Below are 16,760 nucleotides of genomic sequence, written 5' to 3'. Positions count from 1 at the left end.
GATCTCCACCTCTTTCTCGAAGTACCAGTGAACATCGACGGGAGCACGATGAGCCAGCTCGACCGGGCGGAACTCGCACAACAGGGCGCACTGCGGGCGGACGCCCTGCGCGCGGCCGGCGTCGAGCTCGTCGCGCTGACGTTCGTGGACAACAGCGGCATCGCGCGCGTCAAGGCCGTCCCGGTGGACCGGCTGTGGTCGGCGGCGGCGTGGGGCGTCGGCGCGTCGAACTCGTTCGATTTCTTCCTGGCCACCGACGACATCACCGACGGCACGTACTCGCGCGGCCCGGTCGGCGACCTGCGGCTGCACCCGGACCTCGACGCGCTCGTGCCGCTGGCCGCGCAGCCGGGCTGGGCGTGGGCGCCGGTCCGCAAGTACGACACCGAGGGCGAACCGCACCCGCAGGACGCGCGGGCGCTGGCCGCGACCGCGACGGCGCAGGTGGCGGCGCTGGGCTACAACGTGCGGACGGCGTTCGAGATCGAGTGGGTGATCACGGCGGCGGACGCGCCGGACGACCCGCGCTCGGCCACGGCGGGCCCGGCCTACGGCTTCGCGCGGCTGTCCGCGCGGGCGTCGTACTTGCGTGTGCTGGTGTCCACGCTGTCCGCCCAAGGCGTGACGGTGGAGCAGATCCACCCCGAGTACGCGGCCGGGCAGTTCGAGCTGTCGGTGGCGCCGGACGACCCGGTGCGCGCGGCCGACATCGCGGTGCTGACCCGCGAGACGATCCGGATGGTGAGCGAGCAGCACGGGCTGCGGGCGTCGTTCACGCCGAAGTTCTCCCCGGACGGCGTCGGCAACGGCGGGCACGTCCACCTGAGCCTCTGGGACGGCGACCGGAACCTGTGCGCCGGCGGCGCCGGCCGGTTCGGCCTGACGCCGACGGCGGAGGCGTTCGGCGCGGGGATCTTTTCGCGGCTGCCGGCGTTGCTGGCGATCGGCGCGCCGTCGGTGGTCAGCTACCTGCGCCTCGAGCCGCACCACTGGGCCGGCGTGTTTTCGGTGTGGGGACTGGAAAACCGCGAGGCACCGCTGCGGCTGGTGCAGGGGCCGGCCGGGCAGCGCGACCGGGCGGCGAACTTCGAGGTCAAGTGCTTCGACCTGACGGCCAACCCGTACCTGGTGGTGGCGGCGCTGCTCTTCGCGGGCCTGGCCGGGATTTCGGAGTCGTCTTCGTTGCCGGAGCCGGTGGACGTCGACCCGGGGACGCTCCCCTCGGCGGTCCGCCTGCCGACGTCGCTCGCCGACGCGGTGACGGCGTTCGAGGCGGATTCCGTGTTGACGAAGGCGTTCGGCGCGGAGTTCGCGACGACGCTGATGGACGTGCGCCGGGGCGAGATCGCCCAGCTCGGCGAGCTGCCGGCCGACGAGCTGTGCGCCGTGATGCGCTACCTCCATTGAGATCTTTTCACCGGAAACCGTTCGCGCCGAATGTCGCATTCATGCCCGGAAATCATTCTGTGATCGGGCCGTTATCTGTGCTAGCGTCCCGCTCCGGGTGAGGTGAGGAGGCCGAAAGAAGGCACAGTCCATGCCAGACGCTCGTCCCCGCCACCGGCAGAAGCCTTGGAAGCTCAAGGTGGCCGTCGTGGTGGCAGCGGCGTCGCTGGGCGCGGTCGGGATCGCGGTGGCCGCACCGCGCACCCCGGCGCCGCCGCCCGCGACCCCGAACCCCGGCTGCACCCTCAAGGTGCCCGACGACCCGTTGTCCGCCCGTGGCCTCGCCACGCCGTACCAGCTCAGCGCGACCGATCCGCGCCTGGGCGCGTGCCACGAACCGGTGGACGCGCAGGGTGCGTTCGCCGAAGCGGCGATCCTCGATCCCGCCACCGGCAAGCTTTCGGTGTACCGCCCGCTCGTCGTCGACGCGGGCCGCGGGCCCGCCGCGCCCCCGGTCGTCCCGGTCCTGCCCCGCGGCGCCGTCGTCGGACTGTGGTTCGGCTTCAACGGCGACACCTTGACCCTCGGCGGCAGTCCGGCCGCACTGCGCGCGGGCCAGTGCGTCAACGGCCTGGGCCGCTCGCTGTTCGGCCAGGTCGCCTTCTGCGGCGCGCAGGCGTTCTTCGACGCGGCCAACAAGGCCGTGCGAGCGGGCAAGCTGCGGATCCCGCCGCTCGGCCGGGCGAAGGACGGCCGGCCGTGCCCGTCGGTGCGCGACTTCTCGCTGGTGGACCAGGACCAGAGCGACAACGTCACCACGACCTACCTCGCGACGCCCGACGGCCGGACGGCCCAGGCCACCGCGGCCAACGCCCGCGCGCTCGGGAGGGCCGCGACGCTCGCCAACGGCAGCGACAACCGGCTGCTCGACGTGTTCGTGGGCCCGGCGCTGGGCTGCACGCCGTTCACGGCACCGGACCTCACCGACGGCGGCCGGCCCGCGACGTCGCTCGCCCTCAACGAGTTGCAGGCCGCGGCCGCGCAGCGGGCGCCGGTCGCGCTGGTGCCCCAGGGCGACCCGATGACGCTCGTCGACGGGAAACCCAGCCAGGCCAAGGCGAACCTGTACCGCGCGGGCGTCGACCAGCCCGCGCTGGACCGGCGGTCCGCCAGTACCCGGTCGTACTGCCGCAACCTGCGGAACTCCGGGCTGGACCGGCTCACCGCCGACCGGCGGCTGCTGCGGGCGGCGCCGTCCCCGGACGACGGCGTCGGCCTGCTGAAGTTCCTGACCGACCGGCTCCAGGGTTCGCTGCAGCAGCTGGGCTGCACCCGCCCGGCGGCGTCGGCCCACCCGGACGCGGCCGCCGAACCGGACCCGGCCGACCAGGCGGCGGCGACCGACGCCGTGCGGACGCTGGACACGCTCAAGGACGGCTGAGCGGTCACCGCAGTGCCCCGGCGACCTCCTCGCGCAGCTGCGGCAGCTTGGCGTAGAGGCGGTCGCCGGGGCACTCGGTGTTGTAGAAGTCGCGGTGGCCCTTGATCTCGGCGACGGGAATGCCGTACTGGCGGCAGATGAAGGCGCAGAAGGTCACGAGGGACGCCCACTGCGCCTCGGGCGGCTCGACGCTGGTGTAGGTGCCTTCGTTCTCGATGCCGATGGCGTTGGTGTTCTGCCCGGGGCAGTGCGCGCCCTGGATCATGGTGGTGCCGCCGAGCAGGGCGTCGAGGCTGCCGTGCCGCCCTTCGAGCCGGTACCCGCCGCGGCTGACGGTGAAGTGCTGCCCGGTGTCGGACCAGCCGTTGTTGTCGATGTGGTCGTGCTGGTCGTCCCGGGCGACCTGGAAGGCGTGGGCCAGGGAGTAGTCGGTGCTGTTGGGGCAGGCGATGTGGTGGATCAGTACGCGGTTGGCGGGGTGGTCGAGGGTGGTGAGGGCATCGGCGGGCGGCCGCGCACCCCACTCGGCGCACGAGTAGATCCGCGGGCCGGCTTGTGCTCGGGCGGCTCCGGGGAGCAGGAGTCCGGTCGCGCCCGCGGCGACCAGGCCGGCGGCGCCGCGAAGAAAGATGCGCCGCGGGAGGTGGCTGAGGTCCATGGGAGAGAGCTTGGGCCGCCCGCGTACAGCTTTCGTACAAACGGGCGGGGCGCCGGCGGCTCAGCCCGCCGAGGCCAGCTGCCCCGAACCGCTGTACAGCCGGATCTTGAACTGGATGTGCTCCCGGTGCTCCTGCAGCCGCGCGATTTGAGACGCCACCCGGGCCTCGTGCTCCCGGAGCACGTCGACCCGCTCCTCGCGCGTCGCCTCACCTGACCGCAGCAGCTCCACGAACCGCAGCATCTCGGCCACCGGCATGCCCGTGTACCGCAAGCACCGCAGCAGCTGCAGGAACTCCACGTCCTGCTCGGTGAAGAACCGGCGCCCGCCGGCCGTTCGGCCCACTTCGTGGAGCAGGCCGATGCGCTCGTAGTACCGCAACGTGTCGATCGTGAAACCGGTCTTTTCGGTCACCTGGGCCGGGGTGTAGGACGTCACCAACCCAGAGTGGCACCTGGAGTGCGCTCCAGGTCAAGCGGTGGCGACCGCCCGGCGCACGCCCTCGGCCAGCTCCGACGACAGCGCCCGGACGCCGGACGCGCCCTCCGCCGCCGCCGTGACCAGGGCCGAGCCCACGATCACCGCGTCCGCGAACGACGCCACCTCGGCCGCCTGGTCGCCCGACCGGACGCCCAGACCCACGCCGATCGGCAGGTCCGTGTGGGCCCGCGTGCGGCGGACCAGCGTCTCCGCTCCCGCGCCCACCTGGTCGCGCGCGCCCGTCACGCCCATCACCGCGGTGGCGTAGATGAACCCCGAGGACGCCCCCGCCGTCAAGGCCAGCCGTTCCTCCGACGACGAAGGCGCCACCAGGAAGATCCGGTCCAGACCATGCTCGTCGGAAGCCGTCATCCACGCGCCGGCCTCGTCCGGGATCAGGTCCGGCGTGATCAAGCCGAGCCCGCCCGCCGAAGCGAGGTCACGCGCGAAGCGGTCCACGCCGTAGCGGTTCACCGGGTTCCAGTACGTCATGACGACCGAGCGGCCGCCGCGGGCCGAGATCGACTCGACGACCTCGAACACGTGCTTGAGGCGGAACCCGTTGTCCAGCGCGGTCACCGACGCGGCCTGGATCGTCGGGCCGTCCATCACCGGGTCCGAATACGGGACGCCGACCTCGATCAGGTCCGCGCCGCCGTCGACGCACGCCGCGATCAGGTCCTTCGAGCCGTCCACCGTGGGGAACCCGGCCGGGAGGTAGCCGACCAGCGCGGCGCGGCCCTCCGCGCGCGTCGTCGCGAAGAGGTCGTCCAGCCCGCTCATCCGTTCACCAGCCCGAACCACTTCGCCGCCGTGTCCATGTCCTTGTCGCCGCGGCCCGAAAGGTTGACGACGATCAGGCCGTCCGGGCCCAGCTCGCGGCCCAGCACCAGCGCGCCGGCCAGCGCGTGCGCCGACTCGATCGCCGGGATGATGCCCTCGGTGCGGGACAGCAGCTTGAACGCGTCCATCGCCTCGGCGTCGGTGACCGGCCGGTACTCGGCGCGGCCGGTGTCCTTGAGCCACGCGTGCTCCGGGCCGACGCCCGGGTAGTCGAGCCCGGCCGAGATCGAGTGCGACTCGACCGTCTGGCCGTCCTCGTCCTGCAGCAGGTACGTCATCGCGCCGTGCAGGTTGCCCGGGGTGCCCTTGGTGAGCGTCGCGCCGTGGCGGTTGCCTTCGATGCCCTCGCCGCCCGGCTCCAGGCCGACCAGCCGCACGGACGGATCGTCGTAGAAGCCGGAGAAGATGCCGATCGCGTTGGACCCGCCGCCGACGCACGCCGCGACGACGTCGGGCAGGCGCCCGGCCTGCTCGAGGATCTGCTCGCGGGCCTCGGTGCCGATGACGTGGTGGAAGTTGCGGACCATCGCCGGGAACGGCGCCGGACCGGCGGCCGTGCCGAACAGGTAGTGCGTGGTGTCGGCGTTGGTCACCCAGTCGCGCAGCGCCTCGTTGATCGCGTCCTTCAGCGTCCGCGACCCGGTCTTGACCGGGATCACCTCGGCGCCGAGCAGCCGCATGCGGGCCACGTTCAGCGCCTGGCGCTCGGTGTCGACCTCGCCCATGTAGACGACGCAGTCGAGGTCGAGCAGCGCGCACGCGGTGGCCGTCGCGACGCCGTGCTGGCCCGCGCCGGTCTCGGCGATCACGCGCTTCTTGCCCATCCGCTTGGTGAGCAGCGCCTGGCCCAGCACGTTGTTGATCTTGTGCGAGCCGGTGTGGTTCAGGTCTTCGCGCTTGAGGAAGACCCGCGCGCCGCCGGCGTGCTCGCCGAAGCGCTTGGCCTCGGTGAGCAGCGACGGACGGCCGGCGTAGTCGCGAAGCAGGCGGTTGAACTCGTTCAGGAACTCCGGGTCGTGGCGGGCCTTGTCGTACTCGGCGGCGACCTCGTCGACGACGCCGATCAGCGCCTCCGGCATGAACCGGCCGCCGTACGGGCCGTAGTAGCCGCGCTCGTCCGGGTCGTGCGTGCCGACGTTGTGAGGCTGTTCAGCACCGTGCTCTTCGGTCACCGCGAGGGCCTCGGGCAGGCGGGGTGGGAGCCGGCGGTGACCAGCTTGACCAGGGCGCCCTTCGGGTCGCCGGACGCGACGAGCCCCTCGCCGACCAGCACCGCGTCGGCGCCGTGGCCGGCGTAGGACATCAGGTCGCCCGGCCCGCGGACGCCCGACTCGGCGACCTTGTAGACGTCCATCGGCAGGCCGGGGGCCAGCCGCGAGAAGACGTCGCGGTCCACCTCGAGGGTGTGCAGGTTGCGCGCGTTGACGCCGATGACCTTGGCGCCCGCCTCGAGGGCCTTGTCGGCCTCCTCGGCGTTGTGGATCTCCACCAGCGCGGTCATGCCCAGGGACTCGACGCGGTCGAGCAGCGCGGCGAGCGCGTTCTGCTCCAGCGCGGCGACGATCAGCAGCACCATGTCGGCGCCGTGCAGGCGGGCCTCGTGCACCTGGTAGGGGCTGACGATGAAGTCCTTGCGCAGGATCGGGATGTCGACCGCCGCGCGGACCGCGTCGAGGTCGGCCAGCGAGCCGCCGAACCGGCGCTGCTCGGTGAGCACGCTGATGACGCGCGCGCCGCCGTCTTCGTAGTCCTTCGCCAGCGCGGCCGGGTCGGGGATGTCGGCCAGGTCGCCCTTGGAGGGGCTGCGCCGCTTGACCTCGGCGATGACGCCGATGCCGGACTCGCGCAGCGCGGACATCACGTCGCGGGGCGCCGGGGCGGCCGCCGCGCGGATCTTCAGCTCGTCGAACGGCAGCACGGCCTCGCGTGCCGCGAGGTCCTCGCGCACGCCGGCGACGATGTCTTCGAGCACGGTCACCGGACGCCCCCGTCCGGGTACGCGCTCACGGTTTCCTTCGCAAGGTCGCTCACAAAAACCTTCCCCTTCCCGCCGAAACGATGCTAACCCCCGCATCTGGAGCGCCCGGTTCCGGGTGCGCGCGTTACTCCGAATGCCTCCCCCGGACGTCGGTCGGATCCTCTCCTTCCGACAGCGCTTCCCACAGCTCGGCGTCCGGATCCCGAGCCTTCTTGCGCGTGGCCGGTGCCGCGTACTTGGTGCCCAGCCGCGCCGTCTTCGCCGCGCCCTTGACGGCTGCCAACCCGCCGGCGGCGACGAGAATTCCCCCGAGCACGGCCAGGCCGCGGCCCAGCAGCATCTGCGTGACGGGCAACCCGTCGGCCCAGCCGGAGAACCGCACGCCGGACACGCCCGACCAGACCGCGGCGACGCCCGCCAGCGCCAGCACGACGCCCAACACGCGCCGCGCCCAGCCGCCGGTCGCGATCACCCCGGCCACGCCGGCCAGCGCCAGCAGGGCCAGCGGCACGAGCGCCGTCGCGCGCTGCTCGCCGGTCTCGCGGTACAGGATCGTGCCGCGCACGCCACCGTCGCGGAACTCGGCGAACCACGTCAGCCGTGACGCACCCCACAGCGCGAGCGCGCCCAGCAGGAGCGCGACCACGATCATCCACAGTGGACGCCGCGAGGGCGTGGTCTCCTCAGACATGCGCGGAGTCCGCGGCCGGGTCGAGGGAGCCCGCCGCCACCATCGTCTGCGCGGCGGCGACGGCCGAGAGCACGGTCTTGGCCTTGTTGAGCGACTCGGTGTCCTCGTAGTCCGGCACCGAGTCGGCGACCACCCCGCCGCCCGCCTGGACGTGCGCGATCCCGTCCTTGACCAGCGCGGTGCGGATCGCGATCGCGGTATCGGCGTCGCCGGCGAAGTCGAGGTAGCCGACGACCCCGCCGTAGAGCGCGCGGCGGACCGGCTCCAGCTCCTCGATCAGCTGCATCGCGCGGACCTTCGGCGCGCCCGAGAGCGTCCCGGCCGGGAAGCACGCGGTGACCGCGTCGAACGCCGTCTTGCCCTCGGCCAGCTCGCCGGTGACGGTCGACACGATGTGCATGACGTGGCTGTAGCGCTCGATCTGGAAGAAGTCGACGACCCGCACGGTGCCCGGCTTGCAGACCTTGCCGAGGTCGTTGCGCCCGAGGTCGACGAGCATCAGGTGCTCGGCGCGCTCCTTCTCGTCGGCCAGCAGGTCCTTGGCCAGCTGGGCGTCCTCCTCCGGGTCGGCGCCGCGCCAGCGCGTGCCCGCGATCGGGTGCGTGGTCGCGCGGCCGTCCCGCACGGTGACGAGGGACTCCGGGCTGGAGCCGACGATGTCGAAGCCTTCGAGCCGCAGCAGGTACATGTACGGGCTCGGGTTGGACGTCCGCAGCACGCGGTAGATGTCGAGCGCGTCGGCCGCGGTCGGGATCTCGAACCGTTGCGACGGCACGATCTGGAACGCTTCGCCGGCCTTGATCGCCTCGACGGCCTTCTCGACGGCCGCGTGGAAGTCTTCCTTGGACCGCTTGCGGACGAACTCCGGCACGGGCCGCTCGAACGCCGCGACGGTGGCCGGCGCGGCCACCTGGAGCTGCTCGGTCATCGCGTTCAGCCGGGCGACGGCGTCGTCGTAGGCCGCGTCCACGCGCTCGGGCGAGTCGTCCCAGTTGACGGCGTTCGCGATGAGCGTGACCGTGCCCTCGTGGTGGTCGAACGCCGCGAGGTCGGTCGCCAGGAGCATGGTCAGCTCGGGGATGTCGAGGTCGCGCTCGGCCAGCTCGGGCAGCTTTTCCAGCCAGCGCACGGAGTCGTAGCCGATGTAGCCGACCATGCCACCGGTGAGCGGCGGCAAACCGGGCAGCGGCTCGGTGTGCAGCGCTTCGATCGTTTCGCGCAGCACGGTCAGCGGGTTGCCCTCCGACGGCAGGCCGACCGGCGGCGTGCCGGTCCAGACCGCTTCCCCGGCGCGGACGGTCAGCGCGGCCGGGCTGCGGACGCCGATGAACGACCAGCGCGTCCAGGAGGCACCGTTCTCCGCGGACTCGAACAGGAACGTGCCCGGCCGGTCGGCGGCGAGCTTGCGGTAGACCCCGATCGGCGTCTCGCCGTCGGCGAGGACCCGGCGCACGACCGGGATCACCCGGCGGCTCTCGGCGAGGGCGCGGAAGTCTTCGCGGGAGGGACTGACCGAGCCGGGACCGGTGGATGCGCTGACCATGGCCCTCATTGTGCTGCACCCCTCGTTGGGGGTTCTCCTGGACCCTGAATTCAATGATTGTTGAATTCAGGGTGGACGTGGGTCATGATGGGACCGTGAGCACCACCGACAGCACCGAGCCTACTTCGCGCCGCCGCGGCCGGCGGCCCGCCGGCCAGGACACCCGCACGGCGCTGGTCGAGGCGGCCCGGACCGTGTTCGCCGAGAACGGCTACGACGGCGCGACGGTGCGCGCGATCGCCACCCACGCGGGCGTCGACGCGGCGATGGTCAACCACTGGTTCGGCGGCAAGGAGGGCCTGTTCGCCCAGGCGGTGCTCAAGCTGCCGTTCGACCCGCTGGAACTGCTGGGCGTCCTGCGCGACGGCCCGGACGACGAGCTCGGCGAGCGCATCGTCCGCACGTTCATCACCCGCTGGGACAGCGCGGGCGGCGGGGTGTTCGTGGCGCTCATCCGCAGCATCACCAGCCACGAGCAGGCCGCGCACGTGCTGCGCGACTTCTTCCAGAAGTTCTTCACCGCGCTGATCTCGTCGATCGGCTCGGACGACGTGGCGCTGCGGATGACGCTCTGCGCGTCCCAGATGGTCGGCATGGGCATGATCCGGTACGTGGCGAAGTTCGAGCCGTTCGCCACCGCGGAGGTCGAGGTCCTGGTGCGCGCGGTGGCGCCCAACCTGCAGCGCTACCTCACGGGCGAGATCGGCTGACCCGCTCCCCGGTCGCATGGACGGCCAGGACGTAGGGGGCGTCCTCGGTCCCCACGACCATCGTCCTGCCCCAGCCGCCGACCCAGGCCTGCTTGTTCTTCCAGCCGGCCGACGGCGACAGGCGGAGGAACGCCCAGGAGCGGCGGAGCGTGACGCCCGTCCCGTCGCGGAACTTCGCGTCCAGGTGCCGCCCGTCGTGCGGTCCCGGCCCCTCGCTCACGCGGGCTCGCCGCCACCCGGTGCGCTCGACGGCCCGGATCCGGCGCCACCAGCCCGCCGCCCGCCCGATCCAGAACGGCAGGCCGAACAGGGCAACCAGCACCGCGACCATGCCGAAGCCGTACTGGACCTGGTCTTCGTTCGTTTCGTCCTCGGTGCGGACGTGCGCCGGGTCGGCCGGGTCGTAGACCACGGTCACCGCCTCGCCCTCCTGGTACGCGCGCCCGGAATCGCGGACGATCTCCTCGGTCCAGGACGCACCCGGCGAGTGGTAGCGCACCCAGAACGTCGGCGTGCCCCGGCCCTGCTTCCCGACCGACAGCACCGTGCCCTCGGTGTGGACGCCGGTGGCGAGGAGGTCCGCCGCCGCGTGGTCGGCGGCGATCACGGTGGCGAGGCCGCCCGCGAACAACACGGCCCAGGCGCCCGCGATCGCCGTGGCCCGGCGGGCGGTCCGGCGCAGGCGTGCGGTCCGGGCGCCGAGGTCGACGCGGTCTTCGCCGTGGGAACCGTCGCGCCCGGGCAGCCAGGCGCCGAAGTCCGGCACGCTGTCGCGCAGCCGCACGTCGGCCGCGCGCAGGCGGCGGACGCCGAACGCGGCGAGCGCCAGGGAACCGGTCAGGATGACGGCCTCGCCGAGGAGTTCACCGTCGGCGAAGGCGTAGTCCGGAGTCAGCAGCGAGTACGCCGTGCCCGCGCCGAAGAACAGGAAAACGAGCACCGCGGCGACGATCAGGGCAAGCCACCCCGCACGCCCCTTCACCGGTGACCCCCGCCTTCGGTGCGCCGGGTCGTCGCGAACGCCGGCACCGCGTACGGACCCGGGCGGCGCGGGCCGTTCGGGAACAGGACGACCACGTGCCGCCCCCAGCCGCCCACCCACGCGAGCCGGTCGGTGAAGTCCGCCAGCGCGTTGGCCCCGTGCGTCGAAGACACGGCCCGCAGCCGGATCCCGGTGCCCTCGCGGTAGCGGACGCGGATTTCCGGCGGCGCCCGCCTCGGCGAGCGGCCGTGGTAGGAGATCACGCGCACGATGTCGACGGTCGCGTTCCGCCACCCGGTGGCCGCGACCGCTCGGGCCCGGCGCCACCAGCCCACCGCGGCCAGTGCGGCGACCGGCGTCCCGAGCGAGCCGGCCACGATCGAGACGATCCCGAGGTTGACGGCGAACTCGTTCTCGTTCTCCTCGGACGAGGTGCGCACCCGGTCCGGGTCGGCGCGGTCGGCGATCACGGTGACCTGCTCGCCGACGTGGTAGGGGTGCTTCGAGTCGCGGACGACCGTCGCGGTCCGCGTGCCGTAGCGCACCCGGAACGTCATCCCGCCCCGGCTGTGGTTCTGCACGGACACCACTTCGCCGGGGATCCGGGCGCCGGTCGCGAGGAGCTCGTCGGCGGCCCGGTCGAGCAGGACCAGGCCGGTGCTCCCGCCTCCGGCCAGCGCCACCCAGACGAGGACGAGCGAAGACGCGCGACGCGCGATCCGGCGCAGCCGCACGGTTTCGGCCGCGAAGTCGATCCGGCGGTCGTGGTCGTGCGCCGTCGGCGGCGGCAGCCAGCCCGCGAAACCGTCCTCGCCCGCGGCGGCGCGGTTCCGGGCCGACACCCGCAGGCGCCGGACACCCAGTACCACGCAGCCGGACACCGCGACGAACGCGACGACGAGGACCGGAACCATCCCGTGAGCCGCCACCACCTCCGCGGAAACGGAAAAGACGGCCACCACGGCCGCCGGGAGGGCGAACCACACCCACCGCCGCCGGACGAAACCGCCGAAGGGATCCATCAGCCGAGCTTAGGAGCTCGTGAGCCGCGGTGATGCTGCGAGAAAAGGCACAGGGGACGAAGGCAACCGGACGGCCACGTCGAACGTGCAAGTGAGCAGGCGGTCGTCACCCGGATGCCGGACGGAATGGCGATTTCTCGCATTTCGTGGACACCGTTCGCACATTCGGGGAATCGACGAGATTCGTATTATCGGCTCATGAAGCCAACGTCTTCGGGGCCCGCCGCGCGCACTCTCGCCGCTTCACTGCGCGAAGAACGCGAAGCACGCAACGTCGGTCTGCGCGCGCTCGCCGACGAGCTGGGGATCCTGCCGCAGCTGTTGTCGGCGTGGGAGAAGGGGCAGCGCCTGCCGAGCGTCGAGGACGTGTCGGCGATTCTCGCGCTGCTCGGTATCCGCGGGGAGCAACGCGACCGGATCCGGACGCTCGCCCGCCACGCCCGCGAACCCAATTGGCTCGCGTCGAGCAACGCCGACATCTCGCATGCCCTCACGGCATTACTGGCGCTGGAAAGCGCCGCCAGCAAGATCACCACCTGGTCACCCCTGCTCGTGCCCGGGCTGCTCCAGACCCCGGACTACATCCGGTCGATCATGGAGGCTTCTTCGGTCCCGATCGAGGAAGCCGACCGGCGCCTGCGCATCCGCCTCAAGCGCCAGCGAGTGCTGAAGCAGCGGGACCCGGTCCTGTTCCGCGCCCTGATCGGCGAATGGGCGCTGCGGGAAAACATCGGCAGCCCGGCGATCATGTCCGACCAGATCGATCATCTGCTCGAAATATCGCAGCTGAGGAACGTTTCCGTACGGATCGTGCGGTCCGGGCTTGGCTACCACACCGGTCTGCTGGGCCCGTTCGAGATCTACGAGTTCCCCGGCACGCCGCCGATCACCTTCGTGGAACACGCCCACTCGAGCGCATTCCTGCATGAAGAAACGCAAACGCTCGCCCACCAGGGGGTTGTTAAGATGCTCGGCGAGCAGGCGTTGAGCGAAGCCGCCTCCCGGGAACTGCTCGGAGAGGCAGCACCCTAGCGGAGGCGACCACATGGCCGTTTGGCGGAAATCCTCGCACAGCGGGGAAAACTACAGCTGCGTCGAGGTGGCGCTGGGGCCGGTCGTGGGCGTGCGGGACACCAAGGCCCGCCAAGCCGGCCAGCTGACCGTCTCCGCGCGAGCCTGGCGTTCCGTTCTCGACCGGTTGCGCTGACCTACCGCGCCAGCAGCAGCGCGATCAGCGCCAGCGCGCCCGGCAGCACCTGCACGAACAGGATCCGCTTGCTGGCCGTCGCGGCGCCGTAGAGGCCCGCGATGATCACGCAGACCAGGCCGTACAGCTGGAGCTGGAACTGGCCGGCGACCAGGCCCCAGACGAGGGCCAGCGCGAGGAAGCCGTTGTACAGCCCCTGGTTCGCGGCCAGCGTCTTGGACTCCTCGGCGAACTCCGGCGTCGTGCCGAAGGCCGCGCGGGCGCGCGGGGTCGTCCAGAGGAACATCTCGAGGACGACGATGTAGACGTGGATCAGGGCGACCAGCCCGATCAGGACGTCGGCGACGATGGTCACGCGTGCTCTTTCTCGTCGGCCAGGAGCAGGCGCTCCTCGGTGTCGAAACAGGTGTGCGTGCCGGTGTGACAGGCCGGGCCGGTCTGGTCGACGCGCAGCAGGACCGTATCGCCGTCGCAGTCGATCCGCACCTCGCGGACGTGCTGGTAGTGGCCGGACGTCTCGCCCTTGACCCACAGCTTCTGCCGGCTGCGGGACCAGTACGTGCCGCGGCGGGTGGCCAGCGTCGCCGCGAGGGCGTCGTCGTTCATCCAGGCCATCATCAGCACGTCCGAAGTGGCGTGCTCGACGACGACCGCGGCGATCAGGCCGTCGGCGTTGCGCTTGAGGCGCGCCGAAACGGCCGCGTCCAGGGTCATGCCCGTACTCCCAGGATGTGCCGCTTGAGCGGCATCGAGTTCAACAGGACGAAGGCGTAGCCGTACCCGGCGAAGGACAGGCCGGAGAACAGCTTGTTCCACCAGAGCGCGGCGCCGAGCAGGAGGAACGCGTGCAGCAGCGCGAAGACGACGCTGACGACCAGGCCGCCGATGCGGGCGCTGCCCATCTTGAGCACGAGCCCGGTCGTCACGACGCCGCCGAGGATGAGCGCGAGCGCGGGCATCCGGTAGATCTCGAGGCCCGACCCGGCGCTCAGCACCGGGATCAGGTCGAGCAGCGCCCACGCGAGCGGCAGCCCGACCAGCAGCGCGGCGGTGACCTTCACCTCGACGGGTGCCTGCCAGGACTTCACCGGACCTCGACCCCGCCTTCGCGCAGCGCGTCCTTGACGTCGCCGATCTTCAACTGTCCGAAGTGGAACACGCTGGCCGCGAGCACCGCGTCGGCGCCCGTCTTCACCGCGGGCAGGAAGTGCTCGACCGCGCCCGCTCCCCCGCTGGCGATCACCGGGACGCGCACGGCCTTGCGGACGAGCTCGATGAGCTCGAGGTCGAAGCCGTTCTTGGTGCCGTCGGCGTCCATGGAGTTGAGCAGGATCTCGCCGACGCCGAGCTCCTCCCCGCGCGCGGCCCACTCGACGGCGTCGATGCCGGTGCCGCGGCGGCCGCCGTGGGTGGTGACCTCGAAGCCGGACGCGGTCGGCTCGCCGCCCTCGGGCACGCGGCGCGCGTCGACCGACAGGACGATGCACTGGGCGCCGAACCGTCTCGACGCTTCGCTGAGGAACTCCGGCCGGGCGATGGCGGCGGTGTTGATGCTCACCTTGTCGGCGCCGGTGCGCAGGAGCCGGTTGACGTCGTCGTTGCTGCGGACGCCGCCCCCGACGGTGAGCGGGATGAAGACCTGCTCGGCGGTGCGGCGGACGACGTCGTAGGTGGTCTCGCGGTCGCCGGAGGAGGCCGTGACGTCGAGGAACGTCAGCTCGTCGGCTCCCTCGGCGTCGTAGCGCCGGGCCAGCTCGACGGGGTCGCCGGCGTCGCGGAGGCCGGCGAAGTTGACGCCCTTCACGACCCGGCCCGCGTCGACGTCGAGACAGGGGATCACCCGCACCGCGACAGACATGCCCACCAGCGTAGTCACCGGTCTTCTAAGCTCGGACGATGGCACGGGCGGGACGGCGGCCGGGGCAGACGGAGACGCGCGAGAAGATCCTCGACGCGGCCCGGCACCGGTTCGCCGAGCTGGGGTACGACGGCGCGACGGTCCGCGGGATCGCCGCCGACGCGGGCGTCAACGCGGCCCTGCTGCACCACTTCTTCGGCAGCAAGCAGGCGCTGTTCGCGGCGGCGATGAACCTGCCCGTCAACCCGGCGTCGCTGGTCCCGGCCATCTTGGCGGGTCCGCGCGACGGCGTCGGCGAACGCCTGGTGCGGGCCTTCCTGGCGGTCTGGGCGGCACCCGAGGGACGCACGCCGTTCCTCGCGATGCTCCGCGCGGCGGCGACGAACGAGCAGGTGGCGCTGATGATGCGCCAGTTCATCGAGCGCACGGTCCTGGCCGAGGTGGCGCGCGCGCTGGACGTGCCGAAGATCCGCGTCACCGGGATCGCGGCGCAGATGATCGGGATGGCGCTGCTGCGGTACGTCATCAAGCTGCCCCCGCTGGCCGACGCGGACGACGAGGAGATCGTCGCGCTGCTCGCCCCGGTGGCGCAGTACTACCTCGACGGCCGCGAAACTGTCGGTCCCCCCGCGTAAGCTGGAAACCGGGGGCTGCGCCACACCGCTCGTTCACGTCCCGGCCATCCGATTCGTCTACTTTGCCGCGCGTGCGCAGATTCCTTCCGGTGGCCGTCGCCGCCCTTTCGCTGCTGACCGCCGTCCCCGCCTCCGCCGCGCCCCGCGATCCCGCGCCGGTGCTCCAGACCCAGGCCTTCACCGAGCCCGCCGACGCCGACGACCCCGCCATCTGGGTCCACCCCCACGACTCCGCCCGCAGCGTCGTGCTCGGGACGCTCAAGGAGGGCGGCCTGGCGGCGTTCGACCTGGACGCGCGGACCCTGCAGCTCGTCCCGGCCGGGCCGGGCGGGCGGTTCAACAACGTCGACGTCGTCGGCGACCTCGCCGTCGTCAGCGACCGGGGCCGGGACCAGGTCCGCGTCTACCGGATCGACCCGCGCGGCGCCGCGGCCGGAGCGGACGTCCTGCGGGACGTCACCGGCCCCGCCGCCGCGCGCGTGTTCCCGGAGTCCGATGTGGACGAGCAGCGCACCGCCTACGGCCTGGCCGCGGGCCGCGACCCGGTCACCGGGATCCGCTGGGTGGCGGTCACCCGGCGCCACGAGACGCGGGTGGCGCTGCTGAAGCTCGTCGACCTGCCCGGCGGCGCCGTCGGCACCGCGAAGCTGGCCACCGTCGACCTGCCGTCCTCCTTCCGCCTGCCGGACGGCACGACGTGGTCGCCGTGCGAGGAGCCGGGCGAGGGGCCGCAGCTGGAGGGGTCCGTGTTCGACGGCCGGGTGCTCTACACCGCGCAGGAGGACGTCGGGATCTGGCGGATCCCGGTCACGTCCCGCGGCTTCGGGCGGCCCGAGCTGGTCGACCGCGTGCGCTCGTACGGCGTCCCGCAGCGGTGGGACGCGGCCACCGAGGAGTGCGTGCCCGACGGTGCCGACCCCGGCTTCGGCGGCAAGTGGCTGACGGCCGACGCCGAGGGTCTCGCCGTCGCGCACGGGACGCTGTTCGCCTCCAGCCAGGGCGACTCGCGGTTCGTGGTCTACGGCCCGCGCACGCGTGACCTGCGGATCGTCGCGGGCCGGGGCACGGACTCGGTGGAGCACTCCGACGGCTCGGCGATCAGCACCGCGCCCCTCGGCAAGCGGTTCCCGCACGGCCTCCTGGTGGTCCACGACGGCGAGCGCCGCCCGGCCGTGGGCGACCTCGCGACCACGGGATTCGCGTTCGTCCGGCTCGACGACGTCCTCCCCCGCTAGGGGGAATTCTACCGACACCCATTGTCCGACATTTGTCGTGTCCGCCGGTCACGGTGATTCTTTAACCGTGACCGGCATTTTCATTCACGAC

The 16,760-nt window shown here is 72.2% G+C and carries 20 protein-coding genes; 7 read left to right on the top strand and 13 right to left on the bottom strand.

Features of this window, described 5'->3' with window-relative positions:
• Positions 1-48 precede the first annotated feature (48 nt).
• Together ACIRSS_RS00735 and ACIRSS_RS00730 are read left to right on the top strand one after the other, a co-directional pair.
• A complete protein-coding gene (locus ACIRSS_RS00735; RefSeq protein ID WP_400889035.1) occupies positions 49-1,407 on the top strand; it encodes a glutamine synthetase in 1,359 nt (452 codons plus the stop codon).
• 130 nt (positions 1,408-1,537) lie between these two features.
• Positions 1,538-2,827 carry a hypothetical protein gene (locus tag ACIRSS_RS00730; protein ID WP_400889032.1) on the top strand — a complete coding sequence of 430 codons (1,290 nt, stop codon included), beginning with the start codon at positions 1,538-1,540 and terminating at the stop codon, positions 2,825-2,827.
• Positions 2,828-2,831: 4 nt separating this feature from the next.
• Here ACIRSS_RS00730 and ACIRSS_RS00725 read toward each other — a convergent pair whose 3' ends face one another.
• The 7 genes from ACIRSS_RS00725 to ACIRSS_RS00695 all read right to left on the bottom strand — a co-directional run bounded on the left by ACIRSS_RS00725 (position 2,832) and on the right by ACIRSS_RS00695 (position 9,020).
• Positions 2,832-3,485, bottom strand: coding sequence for a peptidoglycan recognition family protein (locus ACIRSS_RS00725; protein ID WP_400889029.1), 654 nt, complete (start codon positions 3,483-3,485; stop codon positions 2,832-2,834).
• Positions 3,486-3,545: 60 nt separating this feature from the next.
• Positions 3,546-3,923, bottom strand: a complete 378-nt coding sequence (locus ACIRSS_RS00720) for a MerR family transcriptional regulator (RefSeq protein WP_400889026.1) — start codon at positions 3,921-3,923, stop codon at positions 3,546-3,548.
• A gap of 33 nt (positions 3,924-3,956) precedes the next feature.
• Entirely contained in the window at positions 3,957-4,748 is a 792-nt protein-coding gene (gene trpA / locus ACIRSS_RS00715) for a tryptophan synthase subunit alpha (RefSeq protein WP_400889023.1), read from the bottom strand.
• Positions 4,745-5,980, bottom strand: coding sequence for a tryptophan synthase subunit beta (gene trpB, locus ACIRSS_RS00710; protein ID WP_400889021.1), 1,236 nt, complete (start codon positions 5,978-5,980; stop codon positions 4,745-4,747). The genes trpA and trpB overlap by 4 nt, the downstream gene beginning before the upstream one ends.
• The gene (gene trpC / locus ACIRSS_RS00705; RefSeq protein WP_400889019.1) at positions 5,977-6,786 is read right to left on the bottom strand and encodes an indole-3-glycerol phosphate synthase TrpC; all 810 of its coding nucleotides are present in this window, start codon (positions 6,784-6,786) and stop codon (positions 5,977-5,979) included. The genes trpB and trpC overlap by 4 nt, the downstream gene beginning before the upstream one ends.
• 124 nt (positions 6,787-6,910) lie before the next feature.
• Positions 6,911-7,438 carry a Trp biosynthesis-associated membrane protein gene (locus ACIRSS_RS00700; protein WP_400893315.1) on the bottom strand — a complete coding sequence of 176 codons (528 nt, stop codon included), beginning with the start codon at positions 7,436-7,438 and terminating at the stop codon, positions 6,911-6,913.
• 31 nt (positions 7,439-7,469) lie between these two features.
• On the bottom strand, positions 7,470-9,020 hold the full coding sequence (locus ACIRSS_RS00695) for an anthranilate synthase component I (RefSeq protein ID WP_400889016.1): 1,551 nt from the start codon (positions 9,018-9,020) through the stop codon (positions 7,470-7,472).
• A 95-nt stretch (positions 9,021-9,115) separates the two neighbouring features.
• Between ACIRSS_RS00695 and ACIRSS_RS00690 the strand changes: the two genes are divergently transcribed.
• Positions 9,116-9,730, top strand: a complete 615-nt coding sequence (locus ACIRSS_RS00690; protein ID WP_400889013.1) for a TetR/AcrR family transcriptional regulator — start codon at positions 9,116-9,118, stop codon at positions 9,728-9,730.
• Here ACIRSS_RS00690 and ACIRSS_RS00685 read toward each other — a convergent pair.
• Both ACIRSS_RS00685 and ACIRSS_RS00680 read right to left on the bottom strand, forming a co-directional pair.
• Positions 9,711-10,670 carry a DUF3592 domain-containing protein gene (locus ACIRSS_RS00685; protein WP_400889010.1) on the bottom strand — a complete coding sequence of 320 codons (960 nt, stop codon included), beginning with the start codon at positions 10,668-10,670 and terminating at the stop codon, positions 9,711-9,713. The two genes, ACIRSS_RS00690 and ACIRSS_RS00685, sit on opposite strands and share 20 nt — an antisense overlap.
• 38 nt (positions 10,671-10,708) lie before the next feature.
• Positions 10,709-11,734 (bottom strand): DUF3592 domain-containing protein, encoded by a 1,026-nt coding sequence (locus ACIRSS_RS00680; protein WP_400889008.1) that lies wholly within the window; start codon positions 11,732-11,734, stop codon positions 10,709-10,711.
• A gap of 198 nt (positions 11,735-11,932) precedes the next feature.
• On the opposite strand from ACIRSS_RS00680, the gene ACIRSS_RS00675 reads away from it, so the two are divergent.
• Together ACIRSS_RS00675 and ACIRSS_RS00670 are read left to right on the top strand one after the other, a co-directional pair.
• A complete protein-coding gene (locus ACIRSS_RS00675; protein WP_400889005.1) occupies positions 11,933-12,766 on the top strand; it encodes a Scr1 family TA system antitoxin-like transcriptional regulator in 834 nt (277 codons plus the stop codon).
• 13 nt (positions 12,767-12,779) lie between these two features.
• Complete coding sequence (locus ACIRSS_RS00670; RefSeq protein WP_400889002.1) at positions 12,780-12,941, top strand: DUF397 domain-containing protein; 162 nt, start codon at positions 12,780-12,782, stop codon at positions 12,939-12,941.
• Between the two features lies 1 nt (position 12,942).
• Here ACIRSS_RS00670 and ACIRSS_RS00665 read toward each other — a convergent pair whose 3' ends face one another.
• From ACIRSS_RS00665 to hisF, 4 genes are read right to left on the bottom strand one after another with little or no spacing between them, the layout of a single operon-like run.
• A complete protein-coding gene (locus ACIRSS_RS00665) occupies positions 12,943-13,296 on the bottom strand; it encodes a DUF1304 domain-containing protein (RefSeq protein WP_400888999.1) in 354 nt (117 codons plus the stop codon).
• Positions 13,293-13,655, bottom strand: coding sequence for a phosphoribosyl-AMP cyclohydrolase (gene hisI, locus ACIRSS_RS00660; protein ID WP_086841627.1), 363 nt, complete (start codon positions 13,653-13,655; stop codon positions 13,293-13,295). Before hisI ends, ACIRSS_RS00665 begins: the two co-directional genes overlap by 4 nt.
• On the bottom strand, positions 13,652-14,029 hold the full coding sequence (locus ACIRSS_RS00655) for a hypothetical protein (RefSeq protein ID WP_400888995.1): 378 nt from the start codon (positions 14,027-14,029) through the stop codon (positions 13,652-13,654). Before ACIRSS_RS00655 ends, hisI begins: the two co-directional genes overlap by 4 nt.
• Positions 14,026-14,799, bottom strand: a complete 774-nt coding sequence (gene hisF / locus ACIRSS_RS00650; protein ID WP_372668787.1) for an imidazole glycerol phosphate synthase subunit HisF — start codon at positions 14,797-14,799, stop codon at positions 14,026-14,028. Before hisF ends, ACIRSS_RS00655 begins: the two co-directional genes overlap by 4 nt.
• Before the next feature lie 38 nt (positions 14,800-14,837).
• On the opposite strand from hisF, the gene ACIRSS_RS00645 reads away from it, so the two are divergent.
• Complete coding sequence (locus ACIRSS_RS00645; protein ID WP_400888992.1) at positions 14,838-15,434, top strand: TetR family transcriptional regulator; 597 nt, start codon at positions 14,838-14,840, stop codon at positions 15,432-15,434.
• An 89-nt stretch (positions 15,435-15,523) separates the two neighbouring features.
• On the top strand, positions 15,524-16,669 hold the full coding sequence (locus ACIRSS_RS00640) for a phytase (RefSeq protein ID WP_400893312.1): 1,146 nt from the start codon (positions 15,524-15,526) through the stop codon (positions 16,667-16,669).
• The last annotated feature ends 91 nt before the right edge of the window (positions 16,670-16,760 follow it).

The organism is Amycolatopsis sp. NPDC101161, from assembly GCF_044768185.1.
GTDB lineage: Bacteria > Actinomycetota > Actinomycetes > Mycobacteriales > Pseudonocardiaceae > Amycolatopsis.
Note: the sequence above shows the minus strand (reverse complement) of the source record. Positions and strands in the feature narration are given on the sequence as shown.

Coding starts and splice junctions, on each gene's coding strand:
- hisF (WP_372668787.1), bottom strand. CDS start 14,799: ATGTCTGTCGCGGTGCGGGTGATCCCCTGTCTCGACGTCGACGCGGGC.
- hisI (WP_086841627.1), bottom strand. CDS start 13,655: ATGACCCTGGACGCGGCCGTTTCGGCGCGCCTCAAGCGCAACGCCGAC.
- ACIRSS_RS00675 (WP_400889005.1), top strand. CDS start 11,933: ATGAAGCCAACGTCTTCGGGGCCCGCCGCGCGCACTCTCGCCGCTTCA.
- ACIRSS_RS00700 (WP_400893315.1), bottom strand. CDS start 7,438: ATGATCGTGGTCGCGCTCCTGCTGGGCGCGCTCGCGCTGTGGGGTGCG.
- ACIRSS_RS00695 (WP_400889016.1), bottom strand. CDS start 9,020: ATGGTCAGCGCATCCACCGGTCCCGGCTCGGTCAGTCCCTCCCGCGAA.
- ACIRSS_RS00725 (WP_400889029.1), bottom strand. CDS start 3,485: ATGGACCTCAGCCACCTCCCGCGGCGCATCTTTCTTCGCGGCGCCGCC.
- ACIRSS_RS00645 (WP_400888992.1), top strand. CDS start 14,838: ATGGCACGGGCGGGACGGCGGCCGGGGCAGACGGAGACGCGCGAGAAG.
- ACIRSS_RS00730 (WP_400889032.1), top strand. CDS start 1,538: ATGCCAGACGCTCGTCCCCGCCACCGGCAGAAGCCTTGGAAGCTCAAG.
- ACIRSS_RS00680 (WP_400889008.1), bottom strand. CDS start 11,734: ATGGATCCCTTCGGCGGTTTCGTCCGGCGGCGGTGGGTGTGGTTCGCC.
- ACIRSS_RS00735 (WP_400889035.1), top strand. CDS start 49: ATGAGCCAGCTCGACCGGGCGGAACTCGCACAACAGGGCGCACTGCGG.
- trpA (WP_400889023.1), bottom strand. CDS start 4,748: ATGAGCGGGCTGGACGACCTCTTCGCGACGACGCGCGCGGAGGGCCGC.
- ACIRSS_RS00670 (WP_400889002.1), top strand. CDS start 12,780: ATGGCCGTTTGGCGGAAATCCTCGCACAGCGGGGAAAACTACAGCTGC.